This window comes from Pseudoalteromonas sp. SWXJ133, assembly GCF_015864365.1.
In the GTDB taxonomy this organism is placed as follows: Bacteria; Pseudomonadota; Gammaproteobacteria; order Enterobacterales; family Alteromonadaceae; genus Pseudoalteromonas; species Pseudoalteromonas arctica.
Genome location: NZ_JADYXJ010000019.1, coordinates 23631 through 35783, shown reverse-complemented (window position 1 = coordinate 35783; position 12153 = coordinate 23631). Strand labels below are relative to the sequence as shown.

Here is a 12153-nt window from a genome sequence, read left to right as displayed (position 1 = left end):
GCTATAAAAAAAGCGCAGTAAGCGCCATTGTTTGTTATTTTTTAAATGTTAAGTGACCACCTAAGCGATATTTACTGCCTGGTGATACAAGGCGCGCAAAGCTTACAATACCGTTAATAGACCATGTGCGTCGAATAACTTGTAAGCATGGCTCTTCGTTATATAAATTTAACCATTGGCACATTTCGCTGTTTGGCATAATAGCCTCTACGGTATGCCTCGCTTGGGTAAGTGGTGCAACACTAGATAGATATTCATGAGGTGTAAGCGTGCTAAAGTCTTGTTGTAAGTAACCAGCCGCAAGTGCAGGGTTTACAAAACGCTCTTCTAGCTGCAAGGGGCTGTCGTTTTCGTTATGAACGAGTACACTTCGATATACAACACTGTCAATCTCAACACCAAGCGCAATGGCAATAGGTGCGACTGCATTTATTGATTCAAGTATGAGTACACTACAGGTGTAGTTGCCGTTACGCTCTTTTACTTCATCAGCAATGTTTTTTATTTCGAGTAACGATGACTGCGATTTAAATGTGGCTACAAATGTACCAAGCCCTTGGCTGCGGGTTAAAATACCTGCCTCGGTTAATTCGCTTAGTGCTCGGCGGGCTGTCATTCTGCTGACACTAAATTGACTACTTAGTTCGTTTTCAGAGGGAACACGTTGGTTTTCTTGCCACGTACCGCTGCGAATTTTATCAACAATGAATTGTTTTATTTGCGCAAATTTAGGTGTCGTCATTAAATTTATGGTTACATTAAAAATAAACTATATAAATAAGATGACACAATTACCTTGTATATACAAGATGGGTTGTTAGACTATATTTTCATCACTCTGGGCGTAAAAAGGGCTGTAAAATGCAAAGCACAACAAAAAATTATGAGTTAGAAGAAATCGACTTACTTTTAACTGATGCCAATATTGCCACTATGGATAGCAATATAAATGCCCCTTATGGCGCAATCGAAAATGCTGCTATAGCTATTAAAAATGGTGAAATTGCGTGGATTGGAGAGCAATCAACGTTGCCCAGTTTTGATGTGTTTGCAACGCCGACATTGAGTATAAAGGGGCAGTGGTTAACGCCGGGCTTAATAGATTGTCATACACATTTAGTGTTTGCAGGTTCAAGATCGCAAGAGTTTGAGCAGCGCTTGCAGGGTGTAAGTTATGAGCAAATTGCGGCACAAGGCGGTGGCATAGCAAGTACGGTTAAAGCGACGAGAGCAGCCGATCGAGAGCAATTATTTGTTGATGCAAAAGATCGCTTAAATACGTTGTTAAAAGAAGGTGTAACCACCGTTGAAATAAAGTCGGGCTATGGGCTAGATATTGAAAACGAGATAAAAATATTAGAAGTAGCTCGTTTATTAGGTGAGCATCATCCTATTGATATTAAAACTACTTTTTTAGGGGCGCATGCTCTACCGCCTGAATACAAAGGCCGTGCTGATGAATATATTGATTTGGTATGTACTGACATGCTTGATCAGGTAGTGGCTAATAATCTTGCTGATGCAGTCGATGTATTTTGTGAAAATGTAGGCTTTAGTCATTCGCAAACCAAACGTGTTTTCCAGGCGGCTAAAAAGCATAACCTCCCAGTAAAATGCCATGCTGAGCAGTTATCTAATCAACATGGTGCTGAGCTGGTGGCGCAGTTCAATGGCCTTTCGGCAGATCATATTGAGCATCTCGATGAAGAGGGTGTAAAAGCCATGGCAAACGCTGGGACGGTCGCGGTATTACTGCCCGGTGCATTTTATTTTTTAAGAGAAACTAAATTCCCACCTATTGAGTTACTTAATCAATATAAAGTACCTATAGCTATTGCGAGTGATTTTAATCCTGGCACTTCACCGCTGTGCTCAGTGCACTTGATGATGAACATGGCATGCACATTGTTTAGATTAACACCCGAGCAAGCATTGGCAGGTGTTACTCGCAATGCTGCTAAAGCACTAGGGTTAGACGACCGTGGTATTTTAAAGGTTGGTGCAAGAGCTGATATTGCGCATTGGCAAATAAGTCATCCATCACAATTAAGTTACCAATTTGGCGTAAATAAACTGTTAAATTTATGGATTTTGGGTAGAATTAACTAGTTTGTATTATTTTTGCCCACATATAATCTGGTTTAAACTTTTTTAGCGAATACGGATGCCGTTAATTTGAACATACTAACCGACAGTAACTTCCCAATATTTTTTAGTGGTGCACTATTGATGGCGATGATTGCCACTTTATTTGCCGTTAAAAATGCCAGTATTAAATTTAGCTATTTATGCACAGCAGCTGTTGGTTTGGCTATTTTGAGTACGGGCGCAGCTTGGCTTGTCATTTTACTTGCCTTTGGATTTTGCTTTCATTTATGGCAAGCCTTTGAGCGAAATAATTGGAGCATGATTATTACCAGCTCAATGGCTGGTCTTTTATTTGTTGTTCTATTTTCAGCTCATTTATTATTGGAAGTTCCGTTATTTTGGGTTGTGTTAGCAATATTATTATTAGCTATTGTTGGCTTTTTAAATGACGAAAGCGCTGAAATAGAAGTCGTGATAGAGCCAGAACCTACAGGTGATACATTTATAGAAGAGTCTCCGCTTTCGGTTTTTGCAGATAGAAAACAGTTACGCCAAGGTTACTATGCATGGTGCGACAACAAGCAAGTAAGTGCAGCGTTAATCGTTATTCGTCTTGAAGGATTTGAGCAAGTTAACCAGCATATAGGACGTGACTTTGGCGATATACTTTTAGCACAATCGGCTAATCGAATAAAAGAACTGCTTTCAAGTGACGAAATAGTGACTTTAGTTGGGCAAGAAAAGCTAGCCCACTTAGGGGGCCTTAACTTTGCATTTATTTGTAGTTTCGCGAATCAAAAACATTTACATGAGTTGGTTATTGAACAAATACTGGGTGCAACACTTAAGCCATTTAATGTTGCTAACTGCACTGTAGAGGTAAAAGCGAGGGCGAGTTATGTTGATTGTAATGAGCAAGACAATAACTTTGATAATTTAATATCGTACGCATACCTAGCACTCGATAGCCACCCAAATCGCAAGGTTGTGCCTTATCATCAACAAATGATGATTGAACTGCGAGAGCAACAAGCGCGACTAAAAGAATTAGCAAATATTGATTTTTCGAGCGAATTAGAACTCTATTTTCAACCTATAATTTGTAACGAAAACGGTCAAATTGAGTTTTTAGAATTACTACTGCGTTGGCAGCACCCTAAGCAAGGAATTTTATCTGCTAATCGTTTTATTGACGACATAAGAATAGCAGGGCTTGGTTACCCACTTGCTAAATTTGTAATGGAGAGAGCCGCTGAGCTTGCAATGGCGCTTAGAGTAGAAGGTATTTCCATACCGCTTAGCATTAATGTATTTGGCCCTGAAATGTTAAATGAAGAGTTTGTTGAATTTGTTGATGTTGTTATAAATGAACATCACTTAGAGGCGGGAGACTTGATTGTTGAATGCCCTTTACATATTTTTGCTGGTTTAGATGACAAAGGTCGAGGCATGATCGCAAGGCTTAATAACATAGGCTTAAAAGTATGTGTGGATGGACTTGGTGATAACCCGGTACTACTTTCTAAGTTACCAAGTTTAGCGGTTGAGTATATTAAGGTTTCACCTTCACTTACCGCTGACTTTAGTAATCAAAACAATATACGCAGTTTAGTTGGTGGAATGGTTGATATGCATAGCCAACAAAAAACAAAAGTAATTTTCGAAGGAGTAGAAACACTTGAGCAACTTAAGTTTGTAAAAAGCTTAAAAGGTTATGCTGCCCAAGGTTATTACTTTGGTCACCCGCTAAGTAGTATCGGTTTAATGAGCTGGCTAAAAGAGTGGCGATCGGTTCAACAACGTTAAGTGCTTTCTTTGGCTTGTAGGTAGCTATTTACAAGTGCACTAATCACTTGCCCTACATGGGCAGCTCCGGCCTCAACTCCGTTAGGATGCTGGTTAGGCGCTGCTTCACATAAGTGTAAGTACTTAGAGTGCCGGTGGCTTGCAGCTAAATGCACAAAGTGCTCAGTGTCACTCACACTAAATCCGCAATATGTATACGCACTAACTGGCATATAAGTAATACTATCTAAATCAACTTCAACACCCAGTGGTAAATCATTAAAATTACTTAGTGCATTTTCAATTGCCTGCGTTAGTGTAATTTTTCGCTTAACTTGTATAGATTGATAGCTATCAAACTTAAAGTTAGCTTCACTCATTGCATCTATAATTACTTGATTATTTTTTAATTCATGTAAGCCAATAACATGGTAATTACTTAGATGTTGCTCGTTATACGCGTAGCGAAAACCATTACCACTATGGCGACCTTCACATTCTCTAAAATCGGCATGAGGGTCAAAATTGATAGCATTAACAGGCGTGTTTTTTGACTTACTTAGCGCGCGAATAATACCTAAGCAATTATTGTGACCTCCGCCAATGACGATTGGCTCAAGCCCTGCTTTAAAAATAAGGCTTAATACTGATTCTACGCGTTCATCAAGTTGTTGGCATAAATCTCGTAATTGAGTTAACTGCTGGGCTTGCTGATTATTAAGTTGGTTGCTTTGCGCCATTAAATCATCAGTATTTACTTTACCCAATAAAAGTACTTTTTGAGTGGCAATAAATTGATTATGAGGTTGGTTTAAAAAACGTTTTAAAAAAGCAGACCATGCTTCGTTTGCACCGCCATTTCCTAAATTTGCTTTTGGGCCAATATCTTCGCAAATACCAAGAAGTACGTAGCGAATGCCAAATTGAGCTGCGTCAATAAGTGCTTGTTGCAGGTTTACTTGAGTGTCTAGCAAGGCCATTGATTGCCATGCTTTTTTTTCATTTACGCGGCTAGAGCAAAGTGCTCTAACCGCGCTTTCATCATATACTTTTAAATGGGAGGTCACGTTATACTTCTACAACTTCCAATTCTAATTCTTCTGCAGATAAAACAATGCCAGTACTATCAGCATAAATAAAGTCATCATCAAAAAATGATACACCGGCAAAGTTAACGCCTATAGCATCCTCGCCAGCACCTTCACTGTCAGCTGCAACAGGGATAGAAGCAATTGCTTGAATGCCTAAATCAAGTTCTTCAAGCTCATCAACGTGGCGTACTGCACCGTAAACAACAATACCATTCCAGTTATTTTCAAGTGCAAGTTCGGCCAATTCAATATCAATAAGTGCACGGCGAGTTGAGCCACCACCGTCAATAAGAAGCACTAAGTCTGTACCGTCTTGAGAAAGTAATTCGCGGATCAGTTCATTATTTTCAAAACATTTAACCGTTTTAATGCGGCCACCAAAGCTGTGTCGACCACCAAAGTTGATGAACATTGGCTCTAGCACGTCAACCACATCAGCAAAGTGGTCACATAAATCAGAAGTGCTGTAATCCATTATTTTATCCTCAAAAGGTACATTAATTTATACCTCAGTATACCCTCCTTATAAGCAATAACAACGACTTAATCGCAGTAAATTTAGACAAAACAAGCGCTAAATCATTAATCGCAATAATAGTGTCTTAAAAGCGTCACTCAATTGTTATTTACAACACATAAGCTAAATCGGTGTTCATATATTATGCAATGAGGGGGAAGTGATGGATAACAATAATATGTTTAAAAGGGCAGCTCTGCTAGATGAGCAATTATTTTTAACTCTGTTTAATTGCAACTCACCGAAGTGGTTTAAAACAATGGCGTTTGGATTATCAAAAAGCGGTGATGGTGGACTTTACATACTTGTGTGTTTGGCGGTGTGGTGGCTTAGTAATAATGAGCAGCAACAATTATTACCTGTAACGATATTAGTTGGTTTTGCTTTAGAAAGGCCCATTTACTTACTGGCCAAAAATAGATTTGCCCGCATCCGTCCATGCGACTGCTTAGTAACAAATGCTTACATAGTACCAAGTGATAAATTTAGTTTGCCCTCGGGCCACAGCGCTGCAGCGTTCTTAGTTGCGATTATACTAAGTCACTTTTTCCCTGAATATATATGGCTACTACTTAGTTGGGCTGCTGGTGTGGCTATTTCTCGTGTTGTATTAGGCGTACACTTTCCTGCTGATATTATTATAGGTGCTATTATTGGCAGTGTTTGTGGCTTATTCGCATTAGCGCTCTTGGTATCTGTATGAAAATATTGTATGGAGTGCAGGGTACCGGTAATGGTCATATAACGCGGGCTAGGGTTATGGCAAGCTGCTTTAATAAACTTGGTATTGATGTTGATTATGTGTTTTCAGGGCGAGCAAATAAAGATTACTTTGATATGCACGAATTCTCAGATTATAAAGCGTATCGGGGCTTATCGTTTAGTACTGAAAATGGACAAGTCAAAAATTTAAAAACACTTAAAAACATGCGGGTTTGTAAGCTGGTGAGTGATATAAAATCGCTTGATATAAAACAGTACGATTTTGTACTTAACGACTTTGAGCCAGTCACAGCATGGGCTGCAAAACGGGCCGATATACCCGTTATCGGTATTAGTCACCAAGCCGCATTTTTGTCAGAAAACGTACCTATATTTGGTCGTGGTGTACTTAGAAAATCGCTCATCAAGCTTTATGCACCAGCATCTACCTACTTAGGCGTACACTGGAAGCCATTTGCAAATAATATAATCCCGCCTTTTATTGCTCATCATAATCATGAGAATCCTGTTGCGGTACTAAATAAGGTATTGGTATATTTACCGTTTGAAAACTTAGATAGCGTTGTTGATTACTTAAAAGACTTTCCCGAAAAAGAATTTTATTGTTATCACCCAAATGCCTGCAATCAGTCTTTTGGACATATACATTTGCGAGTCCCCTCACGTTCTGGTTTTTTAAATGACTTAGCAAACACGAGTGGCGTTATTGGTAATGCTGGGTTTGAGCTTGCCAGTGAAGCGCTTAAGTTAGGTAAGAAGTTACTATTAAAGCCTTTAGATGGGCAGTTTGAGCAAACCGCAAATGCGCAAACTTTGTTTGTCATGGGCATGGCGCATGTTATGAGCTATTTAAACCCGCAAGCCCTTGATGACTGGAATAGCGCCCCGCAAAATAAGCAAATAAATTACCCTAGCGACCCAGCGCCATTAATTGATTGGTTGTTAAAAAAGCAGTGGCATAACACTCAATTACTTCATAATAATTTGTGGGAAAATGTGCATATCTAACTTCTACTTTAGAGAGCCTCTCATAACTCATAACTCATAACTCATAATTCAATAAAAATAAAAAATGTATTACCTATTATTAAGTTATAATAATGTAGCGTATAAATTATAGGGAATTGGCATGCGGTTTTTAGAAAATTTAACAATTAAGCGACGTTTACAATTAAACTCAGTTGTAGTGGGTTTAGCTATGTTACTGCTTTTATTCGTGATCATGTATGAGTCGCGAACAACAATGGCTTTAAATAATACAGTGCAATTAGCCCAAGAGCTTAATATGCATGAATTAGAGCTTCGGAAGCATGAAAAAAACTTTTTATTTTATAAACAAGAAGATGCACTCACTACATTCGAGAAAGAATATAGCATATTGCTTCAAAAGTTAGATCAATTAGAAGCATCAATGAACCAACTTAGTATGGTTGAAGATATAAGCAAAGTAGAACAATTTGAAACGTTTTTGAAAGCCTATAAAAACGATTTTGATAATGTGGTTTTATTACAAAAAAAAATAGGATTAAACCCAAAAGATGCGTTATATGGCAAGCTTAGAAATGCAGTGCATCAAGTAGAAGAATTATTAAATACACAGAATGACTTTCAATTAATAACGTTAATGTTGCAGCTTAGACGCTCAGAAAAAGACTTTATGCTTCGTTTTGATACAAAGTACTTAGCGCGCTTTAATGATGACCTAGAAAGCTTACAATCAAAACTGGCGAACTCAACAGTAAACAATAATACAAAAAATGATTTAAATAACTTACTTTCAACGTATCAAAATGCATTTAAAACGTTAGTCGAAGCGCAGGTGGAACTTGGTTTGGATCTTGATTCAGGCGCATTAGGTGCAATGCGTTCAAGTGTTGATAAGAGCGATTCAGTCGTGACTCAGGTAGTAAAAAGTACGAAATTAAAAGTGCAAACAAGCGTATCGCAAGCAAAAACGTTAGCCGTTAGTATTTTTATAATTGCAGGTATTATTGTATTGGTATTAGTTTATTTTACTAGCCGTTCTATAATTATTCCAATTGAGCGCGTTTATCACACCATCAATAATATTCGCCGCAGTAATGATTTAAGGATCACGATCGAAGAAACAGGTAAAGATGAAATTACCATTATGAGTGCTGATTTTAACAGCTTAATTGGTGATTTTAATAACTTAATCAACGAAGTGAATGGCGCATTAAGTACGTTAAACATTGCAACAGAACATTTATCAAGAAGTACTACCGAAACAAGCTCTGGCATGCAAGAGCAATTAGAAGAGGCTGATATGGTTGCAACTGCAGCGACTGAAATGCAAGCAACTATCCAAGACATTTCACAAAATACAGAAGCAGCAGCAAAAAAAGCAGAATCTACTAATATAAGCGCGCAGCAAGGTCGTGCTGAAGTCGAAAACACAATTAAGCATATTAGAGGGTTATCGGACTCGTTAGATAATGCATCAACTGTTGTATCTCAGCTTGAGAAAGACGGTGAAACGATCGGATCTGTGCTTGATGTTATTCGCTCAATTGCAGATCAGACTAACTTACTCGCACTAAACGCAGCAATTGAAGCCGCTAGAGCTGGTGAGTATGGCAGAGGCTTTGCAGTTGTTGCTGATGAAGTGCGAACGCTTGCACAGCGCACACAGGAGTCAACAAGTGAAATTGAAAGTATAATAAATACACTACAACAGCGAACTCAGGAAGTTGTCAGTATTATGCTTGATTGTCGAACGCAAGGCGATGAAAGTGCATCACAGGCTACGAAAACTGGGGCGTTACTGGGTTCAATTACAGATGATGTAAAAACTATCATGGAAATGAGTACGCAAATTGCCGTAGCAATTGAGCAGCAAAGCCAAGTTGCTTCAGAGGTGAATAAAAACGTTGTTCGGATCCGTGATATTGCACAAACGGCATCAGGGAATGCTGAAAGTAATGCACAAACAAGCGTAGAAGTATCAGAGCAGGCGCGTGTTTTATTTACTGCTATCGATAAGTTTAAAGTGTAATACTGCTAAAAGTGACCAATAAAGTTTAAGGGATGAACTTTATTGGTACACTGTCTTTGCTTTGCTCGTGCTCAGCTACGCGTGCTGAATATTTATCGCTTAATGTTTCTTGCTGCGCTTGTAGTTTTTCAAAGTAACTCCAACTGAACAGTCCACTATTGTGACCATCATCGAAATCTAAACGCAGTGCATAATGCCCAACAGGAACTATGTTTTTTATACCGACTGATTGCTTATTTAAAACCAGTTTCATAGGGCCAGAGCCATGACCTTGTACTTCAGCAGAGGGGGAGTGAACGCGTAAAAATTCACAGCTAAATACTGCTTGGCTATCGTCGTCAAAGTAAACATCTAGGTTTTTACTCACTCTGTGGTAATGCACTTTTGTTACGTGTTTCATTTTTTATCTCATTAAAAAGCCCCCATGCGGAGGCTTTTAGTATAACGTTTATATTCGTTTTATAGAATAAAGCGACTTAAGTCTTCATCTTCAACAAGCGCACCTAGATGTTTCTCAACATAAGCGGCGTCTATGACAAGCGATGAACCTGCGTTTTCAGAAGCATCGTATGAAATTTCTTCCATCAATCTTTCCATCACAGTATGTAAGCGACGAGCACCGATGTTTTCGGTTTTCTCGTTAACTTGCCACGCAGCCTTAGCAATACGCTCAATAGCATCATCACTAAACTCAATCGTTACTTGCTCAGTTTTAAGGAGCTCTCGTTGTTGCTCAGTAAGCGATGCATGCGGCTCTGTAAGAATACGTTTAAAGTCATCAGCAGTTAGTGGTTCAAGTTCTACTCGAATCGGTAAACGACCTTGTAGCTCAGGGATCATGTCTGATGGTTTAGACATTTGGAACGCACCAGAGGCAATAAATAACATGTGGTCTGTTTTAACCATACCGTGTTTAGTGTTTACTGTTGAGCCTTCGATTAGCGGTAGTAAGTCGCGCTGAACACCTTCTCGGCTCACATCAGGGCCTGAAGAATCACCACGTTTACAAATTTTGTCTATTTCATCAATAAACACAATACCGTTTTGCTCTACTGCAAAAATAGCTTGTTCTTTTAGCTCTTCAGGGTTTACTAATTTAGCGGCTTCTTCTTCCGTTAATAGTTTGAAGGCTTCTTTGATTTTTAACTTACGTTTAGTGCGTTTATCGCCGCCCATATTTTGAAACATGCTTTGTAACTGGTTGGTCATATCTTCCATACCAGGAGGCGCCATAATTTCTACGTTTGATTGAGCTTGCGCTAAGTCAATCTCAATTTCTTTATCATCTAATTGGCCTTCACGTAATTTTTTACGAAATGCTTGGCGAGTAGATGAAGTATCGTCGCGTTGGCTTTCGCCATATTGATCTTTAGCAGGGGGTAAAAGTGCATCTAAAATACGCTCTTCTGCTGCTTCTTCGGCGCGATGTTTAAACTTTTTAGTTTGTTGCTCGCGAGTCATTTTAATTGAAACATCAACGAGGTCACGTATGATTGTATCTACTTCTTTACCAACATAACCAACTTCAGTGAACTTAGTCGCTTCTACTTTAATGAACGGTGCGTTAGCTAGTTTTGCTAAACGGCGGGCAATTTCTGTTTTACCTACGCCTGTTGGACCAATCATTAATATATTTTTTGGGGTTACTTCACTGCGTAAATCTTCATTTAATTGCATGCGGCGCCAGCGATTACGAAGCGCAATAGCGACTGCTTTTTTAGCTTTAGCCTGACCTATAATATGCTGATCTAGCTCGTGAACAATTTCTCTTGGGGTCATATCAGACATAATAGTTCCTATTATAATTCTTCGATTGTTTGGAAGTTATTAGTAAATACGCAGATGTTGCCTGCAATAGTTAAGCTTTTCTCTACTATTTCACGAGCGCTTAAATCTGTATTTTCTAAAAGGGCGGTTGCAGCTGATTGCGCAAAGTTACCACCACTACCAATTGCAATTAAATCGTTTTCTGGCTGAACTACATCACCATTACCGGTAATAATTAAAGAGGCTGTTTCGTCTGCTACGGCTAGCAGCGCTTCGAGTTTTCGAAGTGCACGGTCACTTCGCCAATCTTTAGCCATTTCTACAGCGGCTTTAGTTAGGTTACCTTGGTGCATTTCTAATTTGCTTTCAAAACGTTCGAAAAGAGTGAAGGCATCAGCAGTACCGCCGGCAAAACCAGCGATTACTTTGCCATTATAAAGACGTCGAACTTTGCGGGCGTTGCCCTTCATTACGGTGTTACCAAGTGAAACTTGGCCATCGCCGCCAATTACAACTTTGTCGCCGCGGCGAACACTTACGATTGTAGTCATGTTATTCCTCATCATCGAGCTGCAGAGGCAACTCGTAAAAAACGATTATGATGAGGTTATATGGGTGAATGGTTTATTTTCAAGTCCAGCCCCAAATTCCGCAGCCGACTATTTTTACACGTTTAAGTTTGTTTTTATCGCTTTCGGCTTGGCGTTTGGTTTTATAAGGGCCTAAACGTACTTTATACCAAGTACCATTGCTGCCTTCAGCCTGTTTTATCTCAGAAATGAGCCCTGCAAATGCGATTTTAGCTTTTAACGATTCAGCTTGTGCATGAGTTCTGAACGAACCGCATTGCATAACATAAGGACCTTTTTGCTCAAGTTCTTTTACTTCAACTTGAATCTCGTGGTTTCTAATTTCTTTAATAAATTCCGGTGTACGTGGAATAACAACTTCTACTTTTGCGGGTGCAGTGGGGTTAGCTTGTTTTTCGACAAGTTTTGGATCGGCATTACTTTTTATAAACCATAGTGTGTAGGCAAAACCGCCTACAAGTAAGATGGCTATAACGGCTAAAAGAATAGGAAATGGTTTTTTAGCGGGTGCGTTTTTTTTACTGTTTCTGCCTGCAGGCTTTTTATTAATATAATCGTGCTGTGCCATGGTGTTAT

The 12153-nt window shown here is 39.1% G+C and carries 12 protein-coding genes; 5 read left to right on the top strand and 7 right to left on the bottom strand.

Annotated features, from left to right (window positions below; all coding sequences use genetic code 11):
* Positions 1-34: 34 nt before the first annotated feature.
* Positions 35-742, bottom strand: coding sequence for a histidine utilization repressor (gene hutC, locus I6F40_RS13800; RefSeq protein WP_007582045.1), 708 nt, complete (start codon positions 740-742; stop codon positions 35-37).
* 119 nt (positions 743-861) lie between these two features.
* Between hutC and hutI the strand changes: the two genes are divergently transcribed.
* Positions 862-2109, top strand: coding sequence for an imidazolonepropionase (hutI, locus tag I6F40_RS13795; protein WP_024594426.1), 1248 nt, complete (start codon positions 862-864; stop codon positions 2107-2109).
* A 120-nt stretch (positions 2110-2229) separates the two neighbouring features.
* Positions 2230-3894 (top strand): GGDEF domain-containing phosphodiesterase, encoded by a 1665-nt coding sequence (locus tag I6F40_RS13790; RefSeq protein ID WP_166378262.1) that lies wholly within the window; start codon positions 2230-2232, stop codon positions 3892-3894.
* On the opposite strand, the gene I6F40_RS13785 is transcribed toward I6F40_RS13790, so the two are convergent.
* Positions 3891-4940, bottom strand: a complete 1050-nt coding sequence (locus I6F40_RS13785; protein ID WP_166378218.1) for a formimidoylglutamase — start codon at positions 4938-4940, stop codon at positions 3891-3893. The two genes, I6F40_RS13790 and I6F40_RS13785, sit on opposite strands and share 4 nt — an antisense overlap.
* Before the next feature lies 1 nt (position 4941).
* On the bottom strand, positions 4942-5439 hold the full coding sequence (gene rraA, locus I6F40_RS13780) for a ribonuclease E activity regulator RraA (protein WP_002959955.1): 498 nt from the start codon (positions 5437-5439) through the stop codon (positions 4942-4944).
* Between the two features lie 205 nt (positions 5440-5644).
* On the opposite strand from rraA, the gene I6F40_RS13775 reads away from it, so the two are divergent.
* The 3 genes from I6F40_RS13775 to I6F40_RS13765 all read left to right on the top strand — a co-directional run bounded on the left by I6F40_RS13775 (position 5645) and on the right by I6F40_RS13765 (position 9220).
* Positions 5645-6184, top strand: coding sequence for a phosphatase PAP2 family protein (locus I6F40_RS13775; RefSeq protein ID WP_166378216.1), 540 nt, complete (start codon positions 5645-5647; stop codon positions 6182-6184).
* Positions 6181-7212, top strand: coding sequence for an MJ1255/VC2487 family glycosyltransferase (locus I6F40_RS13770; protein WP_166378214.1), 1032 nt, complete (start codon positions 6181-6183; stop codon positions 7210-7212). Before I6F40_RS13775 ends, I6F40_RS13770 begins: the two co-directional genes overlap by 4 nt.
* Before the next feature lie 121 nt (positions 7213-7333).
* Positions 7334-9220 carry a methyl-accepting chemotaxis protein gene (locus tag I6F40_RS13765; protein WP_166378212.1) on the top strand — a complete coding sequence of 629 codons (1887 nt, stop codon included), beginning with the start codon at positions 7334-7336 and terminating at the stop codon, positions 9218-9220.
* A 25-nt stretch (positions 9221-9245) separates the two neighbouring features.
* Here I6F40_RS13765 and I6F40_RS13760 read toward each other — a convergent pair whose 3' ends face one another.
* The 4 genes from I6F40_RS13760 to I6F40_RS13745 all read right to left on the bottom strand — a co-directional run bounded on the left by I6F40_RS13760 (position 9246) and on the right by I6F40_RS13745 (position 12145).
* Positions 9246-9620: a gamma-butyrobetaine hydroxylase-like domain-containing protein gene (locus I6F40_RS13760; protein WP_166378210.1), complete on the bottom strand. Its 375-nt coding sequence runs from the start codon at positions 9618-9620 to the stop codon at positions 9246-9248.
* A 59-nt stretch (positions 9621-9679) separates the two neighbouring features.
* On the bottom strand, positions 9680-11008 hold the full coding sequence (hslU, locus tag I6F40_RS13755) for an HslU--HslV peptidase ATPase subunit (RefSeq protein ID WP_166378208.1): 1329 nt from the start codon (positions 11006-11008) through the stop codon (positions 9680-9682).
* Positions 11009-11019: 11 nt separating this feature from the next.
* On the bottom strand, positions 11020-11538 hold the full coding sequence (hslV, locus tag I6F40_RS13750) for an ATP-dependent protease subunit HslV (protein ID WP_002958366.1): 519 nt from the start codon (positions 11536-11538) through the stop codon (positions 11020-11022).
* 79 nt (positions 11539-11617) lie between these two features.
* The gene (locus I6F40_RS13745) at positions 11618-12145 is read right to left on the bottom strand and encodes an SPOR domain-containing protein (protein WP_007582031.1); all 528 of its coding nucleotides are present in this window, start codon (positions 12143-12145) and stop codon (positions 11618-11620) included.
* Positions 12146-12153 lie beyond the last annotated feature (8 nt).

Coding starts and splice junctions, on each gene's coding strand:
- hutI (WP_024594426.1), top strand. CDS start 862: ATGCAAAGCACAACAAAAAATTATGAGTTAGAAGAAATCGACTTACTT.
- I6F40_RS13760 (WP_166378210.1), bottom strand. CDS start 9,620: ATGAAACACGTAACAAAAGTGCATTACCACAGAGTGAGTAAAAACCTA.
- hutC (WP_007582045.1), bottom strand. CDS start 742: ATGACGACACCTAAATTTGCGCAAATAAAACAATTCATTGTTGATAAA.
- hslV (WP_002958366.1), bottom strand. CDS start 11,538: ATGACTACAATCGTAAGTGTTCGCCGCGGCGACAAAGTTGTAATTGGC.
- I6F40_RS13765 (WP_166378212.1), top strand. CDS start 7,334: ATGCGGTTTTTAGAAAATTTAACAATTAAGCGACGTTTACAATTAAAC.
- I6F40_RS13745 (WP_007582031.1), bottom strand. CDS start 12,145: ATGGCACAGCACGATTATATTAATAAAAAGCCTGCAGGCAGAAACAGT.
- hslU (WP_166378208.1), bottom strand. CDS start 11,008: ATGTCTGATATGACCCCAAGAGAAATTGTTCACGAGCTAGATCAGCAT.
- I6F40_RS13775 (WP_166378216.1), top strand. CDS start 5,645: ATGGATAACAATAATATGTTTAAAAGGGCAGCTCTGCTAGATGAGCAA.
- I6F40_RS13770 (WP_166378214.1), top strand. CDS start 6,181: ATGAAAATATTGTATGGAGTGCAGGGTACCGGTAATGGTCATATAACG.
- rraA (WP_002959955.1), bottom strand. CDS start 5,439: ATGGATTACAGCACTTCTGATTTATGTGACCACTTTGCTGATGTGGTT.
- I6F40_RS13790 (WP_166378262.1), top strand. CDS start 2,230: ATGGCGATGATTGCCACTTTATTTGCCGTTAAAAATGCCAGTATTAAA.